Source organism: Chlorobium phaeovibrioides, assembly GCF_003968655.1.
Lineage (GTDB): Bacteria > Bacteroidota > Chlorobiia > Chlorobiales > Chlorobiaceae > Chlorobium > Chlorobium phaeovibrioides.
In genome coordinates this window covers 88,531-105,345 of sequence record NZ_RXYK01000003.1, presented here as the reverse complement: position 1 = coordinate 105,345, position 16,815 = coordinate 88,531, and the positions used below count along the sequence as shown (strand labels likewise).

Here is a 16,815-nt window from a genome sequence, read left to right as displayed (position 1 = left end):
GCTTTATAGCCCGCCGAGAACGAGGCGCCAGAGAGGAAGCGTCACAAAGGAAAAGACCACCCCGAACGCCACCATCAGTCCGGCAAGGGGTGGATCGATATCATGCTCTGAAGCAATGATACCCGCTGTAATCATGGGGGGCATGGCTGCCTCAAACAGCATAATCTGAGCCGAAAAGCCATGAGCGCCCAGACCGTAAACATAGAACAGGGCGAGAATGAGCGGAGCAAGAATCAGCTTGAACCCAAGCCCAAGCGCGAGTCTGCTCCCATTACCCGCAAGATGGCCCGGCTGGAAAGCGAACCCCACAGAAAGAAGGGCCAGTGGAGCAAGCGTATCACCCAGCCGCTGGAGAACTGCCGTAAGCCATGAAGGATAGTCCACCCCAATAAGAAGCAGAGCAGCGAGAAGAGAGATAAAAGGGGGAAACAGGACAATCCGCTTAAGGATAGCGCCGGCTGAAGGCGCACCATCCGAATAGAATCCCGCAACCGTAATGCCCAGAGTGGAGAGCACCATAAACGAGCCGAACTGGTCGACCATGATGCCATAACCCAGCCCGGCCTTACCATAAAACGCCTCAATCATCGGCAACCCAAGAAACGAGGTATTGCCCATTCCCCCGGTCAGAATCAGCGCCCCTACCGTAGCACGGGGAAGCTTCATAACACGGCCGACCATCAGGAAAAATGCTGCCGCCAAAGCGAAATGGAGCCACGGCATGGAAGCAGGAAGGAGAGCCCCGGAAGTCAGCTGCATTCCATGAATGGAGAGCAGCGTCAAGGCCGGCAGCGACACATTGATGATAAAACTATTGAGAACCGCCGGTGCAGAGAGCGGCATACGGCCTGAACGGCGGAGCAGCATCCCTGCAAGAAAGCAGACCGCAAGAAGAATGAGGTTATTCATTTGGGCTCACCGGGAGCATCATTGGGGGCTCTTGCCCCCGAACGCACCTCCATCCCCTCCCTGAAGCGCTCTTCGGGCACAAGAGCAACCCGGTCACCCTCTCTGAGTCCCCCAACAACCTCCACAAAAGCAAGATCGGAAGCACCCGTAGCAATCGGCTGTTTTTTTAATCGACCCTCAACAATGCCCCAAACAAAGCTCCGGCCGCTCTCTTTAAACACTGATCCCTTTCGGACCAGAAGCGCCCTGGACTTCACATTATACACAATGTTCGCAGTCGCCGTCATCCCCTCCTGAATCAAATCCAGGGTATCGGTAGGTGTAAGGTATACTTTTGAAGTCTTCGTCACCCTGTCCGTCATAGGAACAACACGCGACACAACGGATGAAAACCGCCGCTCCGGCCAGGCATCAAACGCAATCACCGCCTTCTGACCAACCCTCACCCGCGGCACATCAAGTTCATCAACCTCCACGGAAATAACATACCCGGTCGTATCCACAACCGTCGCCACAACCGTCCCGGCCGAAACATAGTCACCCTTCTTCACATCCTGCAAAGTCAGCATCCCCGCAAACGGGGCACGCACCGTCAGCTTCCCCAAATCATCCTCCACCATCCTCAGCCTGAACTCCCGCTGACGGAGCATTTCCACAGCCTGATCCCTTGATTTTTCAGCCCCATCAACATCCTGGCGCGACACCGCCCCCTGTCCAAACAAGTTGCTTTTCCTTGCATAATTCAATTCAGCATCTTTCAAAGCTGCCCGCTGTTCAGCCAAAGCCGCCCGTGCCTCACTGACCGCAAACACAGGACGCGGACTCTGGAACGAAAGAATTTTCTGCCCCTTTCTGACAGCCTCTCCCTCCCGGGCACCCACAAAATCAATCGTACCCGAATACTCGGCACTTAGGCTGGCAACAGAAGTAGCCTCAACAAAACCCGTCGCATAAACAGCCTGAACCAGTTCCTGGTAGCGCACTTCACCCGACTCTACCTCAATGCTGTTGCCACGGACTATCAGGTAGGCAACCGTAAGGAGGAACAGAGCTCCGAGAGCTATGGAATACTTTGGAAATATCTTCTGGAGGTTCTGCATTTCTCTCTCTTCGTAATGAATTCATGATAGTGAAGGTACGCCTTTTAAACTTTTTCTCCACCGCAACCTTGGTTTTTCCATAATTTTATGAATCTTTAAAAACAGGCAGGAAAACGACTGAAAGCGCGCCGGAAGATTGCATTCCAGAACCCTTAAAACAATCCATCAATGGGAGAGAACGAAGGCATTGACAAAAGCTTTCTTGACACCGTCAAATTCGACGACAGAGGACTAATACCCGCAATTGTACAGGACCACGAAACCGGCAAAGTGCTGATGATGGCCTGGATGAACCGCGAAAGTCTGGAAATGACCCTTGAGCGAAAAAAGGCATGCTACTGGAGCCGCAGCCGCAACAAACTCTGGCTGAAAGGCGAATCATCCGGCAACATGCAGGAAGTTTTCGACATCCTCATTGACTGCGACGGCGACACCCTCATCCTCAAAGTCTCTCAAATTGGCGGAGCATGCCATGTCGGCTACCACTCCTGCTTCTACCGCAAAGTCAACGAAGACGGATCAATGCAGATCTGCGACACCCTCATGTTCAACCCCGAAGAGGTTTATGGAAAAAAACACTGACCGATCGGCCCAGCCAGAGGAAACAGCAAAAAAACTGAACCTCACTAAATCGCGAACCGGCATCCAGCAGATGTTTGACGAAGTCGCCCCCACTTACGACTTCCTCAACCACCTGCTGAGCCTTGGCATAGACAACTACTGGCGGGCCGCAGCCACAGCACGGGCGAAAAAGCTCACCGAAAAGACGCCCGCCCCAAGCATTCTCGATGTAGCAACCGGCACCGGCGACCTGGCAGCCGCAATGGGAAAAATACCCGGAGCAACAGTCACCGCACTCGACCTCTCGCCCCAAATGCTCGCCATAGCCCGAAAAAAATACCCCGGCATCACCTTTCACGAAGGCTACGCAGAAGCACTCCCATTCAAAGACGCAAGCTTCGACATCGTCTCAGCAGGCTTCGGCGTCCGCAATTTTGAAGACCTGGAAAAAGGCATGCAGGAATTCCACCGCGTCCTCAAACCTGGAGGCAGCGCCCTCATCATTGAGCCAATGATTCCGAGAGCCGCCATACTCAAAAAGCTTTACCTCATCTACTTCAAAAAAGTGCTCCCGAAAATAGCAGGCCTCTTCAGCAAATCCACCTTCGCCTACGACTACCTCCCCCACTCGGTTGAGCAGTTCCCCCAGGCCGAAGCATTCACCGCCATCCTCAAAAAAGCCGGCTTCAGTGCAGCAGAGTACCGCCCAATGACATTTGAAACCTCCATCCTCTACATCGCCCGCAAATAACAACACAAAAGTTGGGGACACTCATGACTGAGTGTACTTATTCACAAGTACACTCAGTCATGAGTGTCCCCAACTCTCCAAAACTCTTAGTTGCTTTATTATAACTGGTTAGTTAGAGGAGGGCGTCGAATTCGTCTTCGGTGATGATGCGCAGACCCAGCTTCCGGGCTTTTTCGAGTTTGCTGCCGGCCTCTTTTCCGGCGACGACAAGGCCGGTTTTTTTGCTGACGGTGGAGACAACGATTCCTCCGCGCGCAACAACCAGTTCACCGGCCGATGAGCGGTCGTGCCGTTGGAGACCTCCGGTAAAGACCACTGTGAGTCCTTCGAAATTGGTGTTGACGAGCGGCCTGGGCTCTTCGGCTGCAAGCGGAAGGCCGGCTCTCCGGAGTTTTTCAATAAGGGAGGGAATGGCAGGCTTCAGGAACCAGTCACGAATACTCCGGGCAATGACGGGGCCTATGTCGGGCACTTCCGAGAGCTCTTCAAATGAAGCCTCCTTGAGCACTTCAATGGAGGAGCAGGCTTTGGCAAGCTCCCGTGCGGTAGCTCTGCCTACATGGCGTATGCCGAGGCCGAAAAGCAGCCGGGCAAAACTCTGTTCACGGCTTTTCAGGAGCCCCTGCAGGAGGTTCCGTGCCGACTTTTCACCCATCCTCTCAAGACCTGCAAGCTCTTCCTCACGAAGGAAATAGAGGTCACCGGGATCCTTCACCATACCCTTTGCAACCAGCTGCTCAACCAATGACTCGCCAAGGTTTTCTATATCCATGGCATTGCGTGATGCAAAATGAAGAACCCTTCCCCGTATCTGGGCCCCGCACCCCTCTTCGTTCGGGCAGTACCAGCTCACCTCACCCTCCGGTTGCACCAGCGGTGTACCACAGTCAGGGCAGTGAGTAGGCAGTTCCTTTGCAGAGAGCCCTGGTGGGCGCTCTTCCAAGAGGACGCTGATAACCTTGGGGATGACTTCTCCCGATTTTTCAATAACCACGCGGTCGCCAGGCATCACACCGAGACGCCGCATTTCATCGAAATTATGAAGGGTGGAGCGCGCCACGGTTGAGCCGGCAATATGAACCGGTTCAAGCTCGGCAACGGGGGTAATGGTGCCGAGCCGGCCCACCTGAAACACAATGTCGCGAAGAAGGGTTGTGGCACGGCTGGCAGGATACTTATATGCAATCGCCCATCGGGGGCTCTTGCTGGTTGCGCCCAGAAGCCGCCACTGGCGAACATCATTGAGCTTCACCACAACCCCGTCCGTTTCATACGGCAGCGCTCGGCGCCCCTCATCCCAGAACTGCATGAAGGCTTCAATTTCCTCAATTCCGTGACAGAGGCGATACTGATTCCCGGTAGAGAATCCGGCAGTCTCGAGCAGCTTCAGACGATCAACATGCCGGGTATCCTCATCATGAAGCCCGGAAACATAATAGGCAACAAACCAGAGACTCCTCCGTGCAACCTCCCGGGAATCCTGAAGTTTCAGGGTTCCCGCTGTGGCATTGCGGGGGTTGGCGAAACGGTCCTCTTCAGGGCGGGTATCGTTCAGTGCCTCAAAATCCTCCTTCCTCATCAGCACCTCTCCACGAACCTCAACTTCGCGGCCCTCACCTGCAGAAAACGGCCCGTCAAACTCCCCGAGGCGCAGCGGAATGGAGGGGACGGTCTTCAGGTTAACCGTAATATCGTCGCCCCGGCGCCCATCCCCCCTCGTAGCCCCCCGTATTAAAAGGCCGTCACGATAGAGCAGACTGACAGCAACCCCATCAAACTTAAGCTCCGCCACAGTGTCCCTACCCTGAGCCCCTTCGGCCTCAAGCAGTCGGTTGAGGCGCCCGACGAACTCCTCAACCTCGCCGATTGAATAGGTGTTGGCCAGGCTGAGCATCGGCTCCCGGTGCTCGACTGAAGGAAATTCTTTTGTGATGGTGCCGCCAACCCGCTGGGTGGGGCTGTCGGGGGTCACAAGCTCAGGATGCTCCCGTTCCAGCTGTACGAGCCTATCAAGCAGGAGATCGAAATCATAGTCCGACAGCTCCGGCTTCGCCTCCACATAATAGAGATGGTTGTGGCGTTCAATGTCGCTCCGGAGCCGTTCAGCCTCACTTCTCAATGCATCGCTGCCCACCATCTTACCACCAAGGTTGTTTCATCCGGGAGAGCGCCCATCCGGAAATGTTCTTCAAAAATCCAACCGACCCCTCAACTCCAAGCTTATCCCAGGTAGCTTTAAGCACCTCAGGATACCGCCAGGCGACCCTCAGCATCACCACTGCCAGCTCTTCAATCTTCATTTCATCACGGAACATAGCCTCGCGATAATGTTCCGGGAGATCATCCAGCGCAACCATCACCTCATTCATGAGATCGTTCACGAAATTGGGTTCGTCGGTGGCCGAATCGTAACACATATACTTCATGAGATTTGCCATGGAGGCCACATTGGGTTCGTATGCGCTGACCTTCTCCAATGCCCTCTTTCCGAGCGAACCCTTTGTGAGAGCGGCTTCGAGCCCCGCCGTCAGGCTCTCCAGGTTGCGCACCATCGAACCGAACCCGCAGAAGGTGAGCGGAGAAGCAAGAGACGCAGCATCGCCAAGCAGGACAATACGGTCGTCTGCAATTTCGCGCGTACGACTGAACCCGTCATGGAAGTAGGCCGGAATAATGCCATAGACCGGCCGATGGACCCTGAAATCGGGCCCCATATTTTTGTACTCCCCAAGCCTTTTAAAATAAGTGTCGAACAGGCCGAGAAGCGACTTGTCGTTCGGCGAAGCAACCTCATCGTAAAAAAATAGGTAGGTGATATACTCATCCCCTTTTGCAGGGAACCCCTCCCAGATAAGCTGACGCCCGCGACCCGGGGAAGTTTCCGCCGGACCGGTACTGGCAAGAATCTCCCCGGTCTGGAAATCCACCCCCAAAAAGCCGCTTGCGCTAGTGCCCACCGTCGGGCAGACATGGGTCTGGGGTCTCCCACGGTTGAGCTGCATGGCAATCGGCGAAAGAATACCCATCACATCCACCAGCACCTTTGCCCCGAACCAGGAAACATTCCCCTTCTGATCGGCAGTTTCAACGACAACATGATCACTGAAACGAAAGCACCGAACAAAACTCGTTCCCGACAGAACCGCGCACCCCTTCATAGCCTTCACCTTCTCCATGGCAAGGCCCAGGAGACGGTCAGCATCAACAGCACAATCAAGCACATTCTGCATGTACAAACGCTTCTGGCTGCCATCCTCCTTGTGGAACTCAACCCATCCGGTTTTGTACTTCCGCACAATCACGGAATCGAGCTCTTCTTTGCTGAACACTCCCGTATCGGCAAGACGGAAAAGCTCCTGGCGTGAAATATTCCAATCCCTGGTGGAACGACCGGGCGTATTACGGTCGAACACCAGTACTTTGCGTCCGAAACGCACAGCCATCACGGCCGCATGAAGCATTCCGAGCGTGCCTCCTGCATAAATGATATCATAGGTGGAGCTGAGGGCTGCTCCAGATGGCAGGGCAGAACCATCCTTCACCACATCGGGAACAGTGTGATCCAGCTGCTCCCAGTATCGATCGAGCTCCTCTATCCTCCCCAGATGCTCCTCCCCGTCGGGAAGAACGGAAAAAGCCTTGAAGAGATGGGGATGGGTTGTGCGAATCTGGCTCAGTGAAGCTGGCATAACGAAAATGAGGTCAAAATGTTCTGCGTTCCGAAAGCGTCCTGTCACTCTCTATTTTTCCATCAACCAGATGGATCCTACGTCCCGCCCTGTTGGCAAAATCCTCATCATGGGTCACAACAACAACCGTCTGCGAGAGCTCCCGGTTCAACCGGTCAAAAAGCTGGTAGACATTATCGGCCGAACGAGAGTCGAGGTTGCCGGTCGGCTCGTCGCCAAGCAGCACTTTCGGATTGTTGGCAAGCGCCCGGGCAATGGCAACCCGCTGCTGCTGACCGCCTGAAAGCTGGCTCGGCCGGTTGGCGTGCTTCTCGGTAAGCTCCACCATGGCAAGCAGTTCCATAGCCCGCTCCCTGATTTCCTTTCGTGAGAACCCTCCGCTGATCATCATCGGCATGCTCACATTTTCAAGGGCATTGAACTCCGGAAGAAGAAAATGGAACTGGTAGATGAACCCGATATTACTGTTGCGGATGCGGGTCATCTCAGTCTCGTTCTTTTCAGTGATATCCTCACCCGAAAGCCACACCCGACCTGAGGTAGGTTTGTCGAGCCCGCCCATGATATAGAGGAGCGTTGACTTGCCCGAACCCGACGGCCCGGTAATGGAGACAAACTCACCTGCGTTGATTTCAAGAGAAAGGTTCGGAATGATGGTCTGTCGCACATCGCGCGACAACTCAAGTTCCTTGCGGATATGATCAAGGCGGAGAATTTCTTCAGCCATCACTCACTTCAATTGTTCAAAAGCCTGCATCTTCCTCCCTTGGCGGCCTGGTGCAAAGAGAATTCGCCCGCAGTACCGCTCAGGCAGGAAGATACAAACAAAAAATGACTGATGGGAACACCCATCCTCATTCAGCCTGCCTGCACCACTCCACGGAACATCCTGCCGCGAAGCCAGAGAGAGACCTGGACAAGACCGATGAGCACAGGCACCTCGACCAGAGGCCCGATAACAGCGGCAAACGCTTCAGGGGAGCTGATACCGAACACCGCCACAGCCACCGCAATGGCCAGCTCAAAATTGTTGCTTGCTGCAGTAAAGGAAAGAGTCGCTGTTTGTGGATAGTTCGCCCCGGCTTTCCGGCCGAGAAAAAACGAAACCATAAACATGACAACGAAATAGATCAACAGAGGAACGGCAATGCGGACAACATCAAAAGGAATGGCGAGGATATGGCTTCCTTTGAGTGAAAACATCACCACAATGGTAAACAGCAGAGCCACAAGCGTCAGCGGACTGATTCGTTTCGTAAAGACCTCCTCATACCATTCAGCTCCCTTCATACGAAGCAGAATAAACCGTGTCAGAAATCCCGCGATGAATGGAATGCCCAGATAGATGAATACTGAAGTGGCAATTTCAGCTATAGTGATACTGACGGAGAACGACGACAGACCAAGCCATCCCGGCAGCACAGAGATGAAAAACCATGCATAGAGCGGGAAAAAGAGTATCTGGAAAATGGAATTGAAAGCCACCAGACCGGCCGCATATTCCCTGTCTCCACCCGCAAGATCGTTCCATACAATCACCATGGCAATGCATCGCGACAGCCCTATCAGAATCAGTCCCGCCATATAGTGCGGCATGCCCGACAGGAACAGCACCGCAAGAACAAACATGAGAAGGGGGCCGACAATCCAATTCAAGAGGAGGGAAAGAGCAAGCACTTTCCGATTGCGGAACACATCTCCGAGCTCTTCGTACCGCACTTTTGCCAACGGAGGATACATCATGACAATAAGTCCGATGGCAATGGGAATATTGGTTGTTCCCGTCTGGAATCGGCTCCAGAAATCGGGAATTGAAGGGAAAAACCAACCCGAAAGAACCCCGGCGGCCATGGCTGCAAAAATCCAGAGCGTAAGATACCGGTCAAGAAATGAAAGCCGGTCGAGCGGTTTCGTCATGATATCCCTCCTTTGATATTCTGCCGATAAAACTCTCCGAACTGCTTTTTTATTCCATCACGCACCCGGCGGAACACCCGAAGCTGCTCCTCATGGGTGCCCACAGCCTCAGCCGGATCCTCAAACCCAATATGAAGACGGTGACCGACCTGTCCCGTAAACACCGGGCAGGACTCTTTCGCCCCGTCGCAGACCGTCACAACCCAGTCAAACGGCCGACCCAGAAAAAGCTCCACACTTTTGGGGCTATTGGCGGCGATGTCCACGCCCTCTTCCGCCATTACCTTTACCGCCAGCGGATGCAGGGCCCCGGAAGGCTCGGTCCCGGCCGAAAAGACCTCCAGCGAAGGATCGAACGAATGGAGAAACCCCTCAGCCATCTGGCTTCGGCAGGAATTTCCCGTGCAGAGCACAAGCACTGAAGTATTCATGGTGTCAAGAGTAGTTTGAGTTGAAAAAGCCAGAAGCAGATTACAGAACAAGGTTGAACACAAAGCCCACAAGCATGATGCCCGAAGCCACAACACCCGCAAAAACAGCTATCAGGCGCGGCCGGAGCACTTTGCGGAGAATGATCATTTCAGGAGCCGACAGGGCAATGACACTCATCATGAAAGCCATCACGGTACCCAGAGCAGCCCCCTTGCCAAGCAGAGCCTGCACAACAGGAATGATTCCGGCCGCATTGGAATACATGGGAACCCCTATGAGAACCGCAGCAGGAACCGACCACCATACTTCACGGCCCATAAGCGAAGCCATGAAGTTTTCAGGCACATAACCGTGTATGCCTGCACCAAGCCCAACGCCAAGCACAATGAACACCCACACCCTACCCACGATTTCCTTCACATGCACCAAACCCTCACGCATGCGCCCGGGCCACACCATTGCCAGAGGAACGGCGCTGCCGGGCCCGGCACTCCCCTGCAGTTTCTGCACCCACTCCTCAAGATGCCGCTCCATGTTCATCCGCCCTATCACCATGCCGGAAAGAACAGCAACCGCAAGACCCATAAACATATAGAGCAGAGCAACCTTCCAGCCGAACATGCCGAAAAGGAGTGCAAGAGCTACCTCATTGACCATCGGAGCAGAAATGAGAAACGAGAATGTTACCCCGAGCGGCACACCCGCCTGAAGGAACCCGATGAAAAGAGGAACCGCCGAACAGGAGCAGAATGGAGTAACAATACCCAGTGCGGCAGCAAGCATGTTGCCAGCGCCTCTCTTGCGTCCCGAAAGCATCGCTCTTGTCCGTTCGGGCGAAACAAAGGTATGCACCACCCCCATCACAAACACAACTGCCGTAAGAAGCAGCAGCACCTTGGGAACCTCATAGATGAAAAAATAGAGCGCCTCGCCAAAGGGAAGAGCCCGCGAAAGCCCAACCGACGAAACAAGGACTTCAGCAAAGCCTTCAAGCCGCCCATACACAAACACCCACAAGAGCGCAGCCAAAAGAAATCCTCCCCACCACCTTACCGACTGGTTCATATTCATCCCCCTTTAACAGCAGGATGAACCCGATGCGCCTGAAGAACCCTTGCAGCAGCAACCCCGCGTCCGGGGAGCAAGCATTGAACGGATTTCTTCAGCAGAAGGAACACGGCCGGCACAGCAAACCGCTCCATCAACGACAAGTGCCGGAGTAGAAAGAACATTGTAGGAGATGATCTCCTGCATATCCTGAACCTTTTCAACCTCCGCAGCTATTCCATCTGCAGCAATTACCGCCCGCACCGTGTCAGCAAGCTGGCCACACTTCGCACATCCCGTTCCAAGAATTTTAACCCGCAGCATACTCTTCTCCTTTTGTTTATCGCAAATAAACGATCAGTAAAAACAATAATCAACCACACTCACACCGATCATGAACGGGTGAAACAAAAAAAACCTTGAGCAAGCCTTCCGCCTTCACCCAATTTTCTCTGTTGATGCAGTAACGAACCTTTGGCGGATTGATTTCACCCTGAATCAGACCCGAATCAAGGAGAACCTTCAGGTGCTGCGATACGGTCGACTGCGCCATCGGAATAAAATCGGTCAATTGGCCAGTAAAACAGCACGACTCAGAAAGAAGCAGCTTAAGAATCCGCACACGCACCGGATGGCCAAGAGCCTTGGCAATTCTGCCGAGTGCCTCCTCTTCCTCAGTGTACTGCACTGCCGACTGCGTTCTCTGCATTCTTTCTCTCCTCCGTTTAGTTCATCGTAAATATACGATAGAAAACAAGACAAGCAAAAAAAACGAACAATCCAGTAAAGAAACTTTTCAGAACCAACACCGGTTCGCTATATTCAAATAAACATAACGGCTACACAAAGAAAGGAAATGGAGCTAAAATCAGAAAATAATAACACTGAAGCGCCTTCAAGCCTTACTTTTTAAAAGAGAGTCCTCTTTCATCACCAGACAGAATTCACCATAATGATACCTTTCCTTCTCCCTGACTCCGACATAGAGCGCTTCATTGAAGAGGACGCCCCCTATGGCGACATGACAACCACCCTGCTCGGCATTGGCGACACACATGGGCAAATCACCTTTACAACCCGTGAAGAGACGACTCTCTCGGGTACGGAAGAGGCCGCCCGCATTCTTGAACGCTGCGGCGCCCGGGTCACTGAATCAACCCCGAGCGGTACGGCCGTAGGGGCAGGAAGACTGTTCCTGTCGGCTGAAGGGTCCGCTGCTGCTCTGCACACAGCCTGGAAGGCGGCGCTGAACATGCTTGAGTATGCGTCGGGCATTGCAACCCGAACCGCGGGGATTGTGAGGAATGCCCAAAGCACAAACCCTGGAATCAGCATTGCAACCACCAGAAAATCATTCCCCGGAACGAAAAAAATCGCAATCAAGGCAATTATGGCGGGAGGAGCAACACCGCACCGTCTCGGCCTTTCGGAGTCGATTCTGGTCTTCCGCCAGCACACGGAGTTTCTGGGCGGCATTGATCAATTTCTCGACACCATATCAGTAATGAAACGAAAGGCACCGGAACACAAAATTCTTGTTGAAGCCGACAGCCCTGAAGAAGCCCTGAAAATTGCATCGGCCGGAGCCGATGTCGTGCAGGTTGACAAACTCTCTACAGAAACCCTCACGGAATTGGTGCAGGCAATACGCGCAATTGCTCCAGGAATAAAAATATCGGCAGCCGGCGGAATCACTCCGGAAAACGCCGCCGCCTATGCCGCCACAGGCATCGACATCATTGTCCTTTCATCAGTCTATTTCGGGAAACCCTCAGACATTGCCGCAGCAATGCAGCGTCTGTAACCCAACCGCCGCTGCCAATGAAATCCGGACTGAAGCGCACATTTGCCAGCATAAGGGCCGCCCTCATGCTCTTCATCTTCTCTACCTCTCCGCTGAACGCCGGAGAGGTAAGGATATCTGCCGGGGCAGGCATGAAAGATGCCCTCACCGACATCGCCAAGAACTATCATGCATCTCATCAGAACACCACCATCACCCCCAACTACGGCCCCTCCGGAGCTCTTGCCGGCCAGATTCTCAACGGAGCACCTGCAGATATTTTCATATCAGCAAACACCACATGGATGGAGTTTCTTATAGAGAAAAAGCTTCTCGATCCTGCATCAAGAAAACCATTTGCCCGCAACGCCATTGTCTTTACAGGCACCACTCCCATACAGGTAACATCAATGGAGGATCTCGCAAAACTGCAGCGGATCGCCATCGGCAGCCCCAAAAGCGTCCCGGCTGGCGACTACGCCATGCAGGCCATCACGAACGCGGGCATGAAGAAGAAGCTGCAGGGGAAATTGATTCTGGCCAGAGATGTACGCGAATGCCTGATGTACGCCGAACTCGGCGAAGTTGACGGCGGCTTTGTCTACAGAACCGACGCAATCCTTGCAAAACAAGCAACCATACGCTTTAAAGTCCCGCAGAACCTCCATACTCCCATCACCTTTCCGATGGCTCTCACCCTGAAAGGCGCACTCAATCCAGAAGCCCGCGACTTCCTGAATTACCTTGAAAGCCCGGCAGCACACAAGGTTCTCAACGCCTACGGATTCGTCACAAAAGAAGCAGGAGACTGATGCAGCTCACCCCTGAAGACATCACGGCCATTCGGCTCTCTCTGCAGATTGCCCTCACAGCAACCCTGCTCTCCGCGCCCCTCGGGTTTGCTGTAGCCTGGCTGCTGTCATTCAAAACCTTCAGAGGGAAAATCCTGCTTGAGGTCTTCATCAACCTTCCTCTCACTCTTCCCCCGGTAGTCATCGGATACTTTCTGCTCCTGATGCTGGGAAGAAACGGATGGCCCGGCTCACTGCTCAACGATGCCGGCATACAGCTCATCTTTACCTGGAAAGCAGCTGTCATAGCCTCGGCAACCGTCGGCTTTCCCCTTCTGGTCCGCTCCATACGCCTCGGAATGGACTCCATCAACCGCCAGCTCATCCAGGCGGCTGAAAGCCTCGGATCCTCATGGTTCGACACACTCATAACCGTCATTCTGCCGCTCTCGCTCAAAGGCATTCTGGCTGGTTCATCCCTCATGTTCGCCCGCAGCCTCGGCGAATTCGGAGCCACCATCATTGTAGCCGGCAACATCCCCGGCCTCACCCAGACCATCCCGCTGGCCATATACGACTATGCCAGCTCCCCCTCAAGCACCGCCATGGCGCTGTCGCTCTGCCTGGTTTCCGTGGCCATATCGGTCGTAGTCCTCTTCGTCCATGAATACCTTGCCGGAACAGTGGAAAAAAGGGGGGAACGATGAGGCTCAGAATTGAAGCAGAAAAGCAGCTGGGAAACTTTCACTTCAACATCAATGCCGACATCACCGACAATCGGATAGGCATTTTCGGTGAATCGGGCAGCGGAAAGTCCACGCTCGTCCACATGCTCTCAGGCCACATGCATCCCGACAGGGGGGAAATTTTCCTTGACAGCGACTGCCTCTTCAGCAGCAGCCGAAACCTCAACCTCCGGCCACGCCACCGACGGGTAGGGCTCGTCTTCCAGCAGGCAGCACTCTTTCCACATCTCTCGGTATCACGAAACCTCTTCTACGGCTACCGCCGGTGCAATAAAGAGCACCGTAAAGTAACCCCCGACGAACTCATTGCCGTACTCAAGCTCGACGGACTTCTGGAGCGCGGGGTCCGCAACCTCTCCGGCGGAGAAAAGCAGCGGGTAGCCCTTGCCCGGGCAGTCCTGGCCAGCCCCCGGATGCTCCTCATGGACGAACCGCTCTCGGCACTTGACGACGGCCTCCGCTTCCAGATCATTCCCTATCTGAAGAGCGTCACCGAACAGTTCGGGATTCCCTGCATCTTCATCTCCCACTCCGTCGTGGAAATGCAGCTCATGTCGAACCGCATCCTGACACTCCAGAGCGGCCGTCTCAACGAGGAAACAACCCCCGACCAGCTTGCCCGAAAAACCATGGCCCGAAGCCAGCGGGGGTATGTCAACCTTCTTGAGCTCGACGGAGCCACTTCCGAAGGAGGGCTCTTCGCCTACCGCTGGGGAGAGGGCCGCCTTCTCATCTCCGACGGAAACAGTCGCTCTTCAGCACTCTTCGAGCTCTCCTCGCGCGACATCATCCTCTTCCAGAAACACCCCGAGGCCATCAGCGCACGCAACCTTCTGGAGTGCCGGGTAAAAGAAACCTTCAGCGCCGACAACCGCGTCGGCATCGTACTCACCTCCGGCAACAGGCAGCTTGTAGCCGAAATTGTCCGCAAAGCTGCAGATGAAATGCAGATAACAGCTGGCTCAACAGTCTTTGCCGCCATCAAAGCCTCATCATTCCGCCGCCTCATCTGAAGCCATCCAGTACAAGTCCTGCAATTTTTTATTTTCACCGATGGTTGAATACCTTACCTATGGGATAAGGAACAAAACAAGCGCAAACATGAACCCTCCCTCCGCAACAACAGGCAGAAAAGTCTGCTTCATGACAGGAGCCTCCGGGCGGCTTGGCAGTGAAATGGCACTCGCTGTAGCCGGAAAAGGGTACACGGTTTTCTTCACCTGGCACAACTCGCACGAGCATGCCCGGGAAATGCTGGAAAAAATACAGTGGATCAGCCCGGAATCACGCATGGTCCGCTGCAATGTTTCCAGACCGAAAGAAATTCAAGCTGCCTTTCAAGAGTTCCGGAAACATTTTGACCGTCTCGATCTGCTTATTGCCAGCGCCTCGAACTTCTACAGAACCCCTCTTGGAGAGGTTACAGAAGAAGAGTGGGACAGCCTTGTCGACACCAATCTGAAAGGAACCTTCTTCACCATGCAGGAGGGGGCGGCAATCATGCGCCTTCAGCCCTTTGTATCGCGAATCATCACCATGGCCGACATTTCCGCCGACCTTGTATGGGAAAACTTCGCCCCCTACACCGTCTCAAAATCTGGCGTAGTACATTTGACAAAAATCTTCGCCAAAAGCTGTGCGCCAACTATCCTGGTCAACTCCATAGCCCCCGGGACCATCACGCTCAACCCCGAAAAGGATATGGACAGCCCCGACACAATGGCTTCCTCAATTCCTCTCAAGCGTATTGGTGAGGCGCTCGACATCGTCAAAACCCTCCACTTTCTCATGGAAAGCGACTACATCACAGGGCAGGTCATACGGGTGGACGGAGGCCGCATGCTCCAATAAAGGGAGATCGCCGCCAATAAAAAGACGAAAGAGTTTTTCTATATTACTGGAAAGTTTTACCACTGTTCAAATACAAACCCAGAGACCCGACAACCATGGAACAGGAAGTCCCCGTCATTCACTCCGCCGCCAAAGATTCTGCAGAGAAACAGTTGAACCCTGCCGGTGACGGACGCATACCCGAACAGATCCGTGAAATCAGCGACTCGCTTTCAGACGCGTTTGCCCGGTTCCGTCAGAGCGACTCATACGACAGCATGATTGATATTGCTGAACAAAGCCGCACCTACATACGCAAAAAACCGCTGCAGGCAATGCTCTATTCGCTCGGAGCAGGAGCACTTCTGGGAATGATGTTCGGGAAAAAAAGCTGAACCATGAATCACAGTACAGCAAAAAAAGAACACGGAGGAGCACCTCCATCTGGAGAGCGGAGCATTCCCCGTCTCATTGACGATACCGTATCAGCCACATGGGATGATGTCAAAACCATCATCGATGCCAAAATTGAAATCCTGAAAATCGAGATTTCAGAAAAAATTGCCATTGTGGCAGCCATGCTCATTCTCTCGATTGTGCTTATTGCCGGCTCAGCCTACCTTGTCACCACGCTGGCTTTTTTAGGGGGTGAACTGACTGGTCACACATGGCTCGGCTTCCTGATGGTCAGCCTGATATTCATTGTCACATTCATCTTTTTCGCCCGCTTCAGGCCGGAGCTCCTCAAAAATCTTATCCAGAAAATTCTTCTCTCCCTCTATGACTATAAAAAATGATCGAATGCAAACAGTTCAGGATCGAATGAAAGAGCTGCAGAGCACCATTGCGGAAAAAGAAGAGCAGATACGCCAGAGAGGACACCAGCTTCAGCATGACATTGAAGCCGGCATATCTCCCAAAGAGATGGTAAAAAAACACCCCCTTCAGTCCACAGCCATCTTCTTTGTAACAGGATTACTCACAGGGAAAGTCCTGCGGCATCTCACAAGAAGGCCGACAACCCCGACGGCAACAAAAAAAAACGAGCTTTCACAGCCACAAGCTGCTACGGACAGCTCCTTTAGCGACATACGCATGGAGCTGCTGCGCTCCGCAAAAGACCTCGGTGTCTCATACCTCCAGCACTACATTGACGGCAAATTCAGAACAAGCCCGAAAGCCGCCTCCTCCCATTCGGAACAAAAACCCTGAGAACTCTGCCCGCACACCATCGCCGTCACCTCATTTAGCTCTGCCCG

The 16,815-nt window shown here is 53.7% G+C and carries 20 protein-coding genes; 10 read left to right on the top strand and 10 right to left on the bottom strand.

Going from position 1 to position 16,815, the window contains the following annotated elements; translation table 11 throughout:
- Positions 1 to 3: 3 nt before the first annotated feature.
- Complete coding sequence (locus EKD02_RS03215; protein WP_011890713.1) at positions 4 to 909, bottom strand: AEC family transporter; 906 nt, start codon at positions 907 to 909, stop codon at positions 4 to 6.
- A complete protein-coding gene (locus tag EKD02_RS03210) occupies positions 906 to 2,009 on the bottom strand; it encodes an efflux RND transporter periplasmic adaptor subunit (protein ID WP_011890714.1) in 1,104 nt (367 codons plus the stop codon). The genes EKD02_RS03215 and EKD02_RS03210 overlap by 4 nt, the downstream gene beginning before the upstream one ends.
- A 168-nt stretch (positions 2,010 to 2,177) precedes the next feature.
- On the opposite strand from EKD02_RS03210, the gene hisI reads away from it, so the two are divergent.
- Both hisI and ubiE read left to right on the top strand, forming a co-directional pair.
- A complete protein-coding gene (gene hisI / locus EKD02_RS03205) occupies positions 2,178 to 2,591 on the top strand; it encodes a phosphoribosyl-AMP cyclohydrolase (RefSeq protein WP_011890715.1) in 414 nt (137 codons plus the stop codon).
- The gene (gene ubiE / locus EKD02_RS03200) at positions 2,575 to 3,321 is read left to right on the top strand and encodes a bifunctional demethylmenaquinone methyltransferase/2-methoxy-6-polyprenyl-1,4-benzoquinol methylase UbiE (protein ID WP_011890716.1); all 747 of its coding nucleotides are present in this window, start codon (positions 2,575 to 2,577) and stop codon (positions 3,319 to 3,321) included. Before hisI ends, ubiE begins: the two co-directional genes overlap by 17 nt.
- 112 nt (positions 3,322 to 3,433) lie before the next feature.
- Here ubiE and ligA read toward each other — a convergent pair whose 3' ends face one another.
- The 8 genes from ligA to EKD02_RS03160 all read right to left on the bottom strand — a co-directional run bounded on the left by ligA (position 3,434) and on the right by EKD02_RS03160 (position 11,115).
- A complete protein-coding gene (gene ligA, locus EKD02_RS03195) occupies positions 3,434 to 5,458 on the bottom strand; it encodes an NAD-dependent DNA ligase LigA (protein WP_126383773.1) in 2,025 nt (674 codons plus the stop codon).
- A 1-nt stretch (position 5,459) separates the two neighbouring features.
- Positions 5,460 to 7,010 carry a hypothetical protein gene (locus tag EKD02_RS03190; protein ID WP_126383771.1) on the bottom strand — a complete coding sequence of 517 codons (1,551 nt, stop codon included), beginning with the start codon at positions 7,008 to 7,010 and terminating at the stop codon, positions 5,460 to 5,462.
- A gap of 13 nt (positions 7,011 to 7,023) precedes the next feature.
- Positions 7,024 to 7,737: an ABC transporter ATP-binding protein gene (locus EKD02_RS03185; RefSeq protein ID WP_126341971.1), complete on the bottom strand. Its 714-nt coding sequence runs from the start codon at positions 7,735 to 7,737 to the stop codon at positions 7,024 to 7,026.
- A 131-nt stretch (positions 7,738 to 7,868) separates the two neighbouring features.
- A complete protein-coding gene (gene arsB / locus EKD02_RS03180; protein WP_126383769.1) occupies positions 7,869 to 8,927 on the bottom strand; it encodes an ACR3 family arsenite efflux transporter in 1,059 nt (352 codons plus the stop codon).
- On the bottom strand, positions 8,924 to 9,358 hold the full coding sequence (locus EKD02_RS03175) for an arsenate reductase ArsC (protein WP_126383767.1): 435 nt from the start codon (positions 9,356 to 9,358) through the stop codon (positions 8,924 to 8,926). The genes arsB and EKD02_RS03175 overlap by 4 nt, the downstream gene beginning before the upstream one ends.
- Before the next feature lie 40 nt (positions 9,359 to 9,398).
- Positions 9,399 to 10,424: a permease gene (locus EKD02_RS03170; protein ID WP_011890722.1), complete on the bottom strand. Its 1,026-nt coding sequence runs from the start codon at positions 10,422 to 10,424 to the stop codon at positions 9,399 to 9,401.
- 12 nt (positions 10,425 to 10,436) lie between these two features.
- On the bottom strand, positions 10,437 to 10,730 hold the full coding sequence (locus tag EKD02_RS03165) for a thioredoxin family protein (protein ID WP_126383763.1): 294 nt from the start codon (positions 10,728 to 10,730) through the stop codon (positions 10,437 to 10,439).
- A gap of 49 nt (positions 10,731 to 10,779) precedes the next feature.
- Positions 10,780 to 11,115, bottom strand: coding sequence for an ArsR/SmtB family transcription factor (locus EKD02_RS03160; protein WP_126383761.1), 336 nt, complete (start codon positions 11,113 to 11,115; stop codon positions 10,780 to 10,782).
- Between the two features lie 243 nt (positions 11,116 to 11,358).
- Between EKD02_RS03160 and modD the strand changes: the two genes are divergently transcribed.
- The 8 genes from modD to EKD02_RS03120 all read left to right on the top strand — a co-directional run bounded on the left by modD (position 11,359) and on the right by EKD02_RS03120 (position 16,768).
- Complete coding sequence (modD, locus tag EKD02_RS03155) at positions 11,359 to 12,210, top strand: ModD protein (RefSeq protein ID WP_126383759.1); 852 nt, start codon at positions 11,359 to 11,361, stop codon at positions 12,208 to 12,210.
- Positions 12,211 to 12,227: 17 nt separating this feature from the next.
- Positions 12,228 to 13,001 carry a molybdate ABC transporter substrate-binding protein gene (gene modA, locus EKD02_RS03150; RefSeq protein WP_126383757.1) on the top strand — a complete coding sequence of 258 codons (774 nt, stop codon included), beginning with the start codon at positions 12,228 to 12,230 and terminating at the stop codon, positions 12,999 to 13,001.
- A complete protein-coding gene (gene modB, locus EKD02_RS03145) occupies positions 13,001 to 13,687 on the top strand; it encodes a molybdate ABC transporter permease subunit (RefSeq protein WP_011890727.1) in 687 nt (228 codons plus the stop codon). Before modA ends, modB begins: the two co-directional genes overlap by 1 nt.
- Positions 13,684 to 14,739, top strand: a complete 1,056-nt coding sequence (modC, locus tag EKD02_RS03140; RefSeq protein ID WP_126383755.1) for a molybdenum ABC transporter ATP-binding protein — start codon at positions 13,684 to 13,686, stop codon at positions 14,737 to 14,739. The genes modB and modC overlap by 4 nt, the downstream gene beginning before the upstream one ends.
- A gap of 88 nt (positions 14,740 to 14,827) precedes the next feature.
- Positions 14,828 to 15,577 (top strand): SDR family NAD(P)-dependent oxidoreductase, encoded by a 750-nt coding sequence (locus EKD02_RS03135; protein ID WP_049752481.1) that lies wholly within the window; start codon positions 14,828 to 14,830, stop codon positions 15,575 to 15,577.
- 95 nt (positions 15,578 to 15,672) lie between these two features.
- The gene (locus EKD02_RS03130) at positions 15,673 to 15,951 is read left to right on the top strand and encodes an ElaB/YgaM/YqjD family protein (protein ID WP_126383753.1); all 279 of its coding nucleotides are present in this window, start codon (positions 15,673 to 15,675) and stop codon (positions 15,949 to 15,951) included.
- A 3-nt stretch (positions 15,952 to 15,954) separates the two neighbouring features.
- Positions 15,955 to 16,353, top strand: coding sequence for a phage holin family protein (locus EKD02_RS03125; RefSeq protein WP_011890731.1), 399 nt, complete (start codon positions 15,955 to 15,957; stop codon positions 16,351 to 16,353).
- A gap of 25 nt (positions 16,354 to 16,378) precedes the next feature.
- Entirely contained in the window at positions 16,379 to 16,768 is a 390-nt protein-coding gene (locus EKD02_RS03120) for a hypothetical protein (protein ID WP_049752438.1), read from the top strand.
- Positions 16,769 to 16,815: the final 47 nt, after the last annotated feature.

What these genes read in the sequence shown, in the direction of transcription:
- modB (WP_011890727.1), top strand. Translation starts at nt 13,001, where the DNA reads ATGCAGCTCACCCCTGAAGACATCACGGCCATTCGGCTCTCTCTGCAG.
- EKD02_RS03160 (WP_126383761.1), bottom strand. Translation starts at nt 11,115, where the DNA reads ATGCAGAGAACGCAGTCGGCAGTGCAGTACACTGAGGAAGAGGAGGCA.
- EKD02_RS03190 (WP_126383771.1), bottom strand. Translation starts at nt 7,010, where the DNA reads ATGCCAGCTTCACTGAGCCAGATTCGCACAACCCATCCCCATCTCTTC.
- EKD02_RS03170 (WP_011890722.1), bottom strand. Translation starts at nt 10,424, where the DNA reads ATGAACCAGTCGGTAAGGTGGTGGGGAGGATTTCTTTTGGCTGCGCTC.
- EKD02_RS03165 (WP_126383763.1), bottom strand. Translation starts at nt 10,730, where the DNA reads ATGCTGCGGGTTAAAATTCTTGGAACGGGATGTGCGAAGTGTGGCCAG.
- EKD02_RS03125 (WP_011890731.1), top strand. Translation starts at nt 15,955, where the DNA reads ATGAATCACAGTACAGCAAAAAAAGAACACGGAGGAGCACCTCCATCT.
- EKD02_RS03135 (WP_049752481.1), top strand. Translation starts at nt 14,828, where the DNA reads ATGAACCCTCCCTCCGCAACAACAGGCAGAAAAGTCTGCTTCATGACA.
- modA (WP_126383757.1), top strand. Translation starts at nt 12,228, where the DNA reads ATGAAATCCGGACTGAAGCGCACATTTGCCAGCATAAGGGCCGCCCTC.
- EKD02_RS03210 (WP_011890714.1), bottom strand. Translation starts at nt 2,009, where the DNA reads ATGCAGAACCTCCAGAAGATATTTCCAAAGTATTCCATAGCTCTCGGA.
- hisI (WP_011890715.1), top strand. Translation starts at nt 2,178, where the DNA reads ATGGGAGAGAACGAAGGCATTGACAAAAGCTTTCTTGACACCGTCAAA.
- ligA (WP_126383773.1), bottom strand. Translation starts at nt 5,458, where the DNA reads ATGGTGGGCAGCGATGCATTGAGAAGTGAGGCTGAACGGCTCCGGAGC.
- EKD02_RS03120 (WP_049752438.1), top strand. Translation starts at nt 16,379, where the DNA reads ATGAAAGAGCTGCAGAGCACCATTGCGGAAAAAGAAGAGCAGATACGC.
- arsB (WP_126383769.1), bottom strand. Translation starts at nt 8,927, where the DNA reads ATGACGAAACCGCTCGACCGGCTTTCATTTCTTGACCGGTATCTTACG.
- modD (WP_126383759.1), top strand. Translation starts at nt 11,359, where the DNA reads ATGATACCTTTCCTTCTCCCTGACTCCGACATAGAGCGCTTCATTGAA.
- EKD02_RS03175 (WP_126383767.1), bottom strand. Translation starts at nt 9,358, where the DNA reads ATGAATACTTCAGTGCTTGTGCTCTGCACGGGAAATTCCTGCCGAAGC.
- ubiE (WP_011890716.1), top strand. Translation starts at nt 2,575, where the DNA reads ATGGAAAAAAACACTGACCGATCGGCCCAGCCAGAGGAAACAGCAAAA.
- EKD02_RS03185 (WP_126341971.1), bottom strand. Translation starts at nt 7,737, where the DNA reads ATGGCTGAAGAAATTCTCCGCCTTGATCATATCCGCAAGGAACTTGAG.
- EKD02_RS03215 (WP_011890713.1), bottom strand. Translation starts at nt 909, where the DNA reads ATGAATAACCTCATTCTTCTTGCGGTCTGCTTTCTTGCAGGGATGCTG.
- EKD02_RS03130 (WP_126383753.1), top strand. Translation starts at nt 15,673, where the DNA reads ATGGAACAGGAAGTCCCCGTCATTCACTCCGCCGCCAAAGATTCTGCA.
- modC (WP_126383755.1), top strand. Translation starts at nt 13,684, where the DNA reads ATGAGGCTCAGAATTGAAGCAGAAAAGCAGCTGGGAAACTTTCACTTC.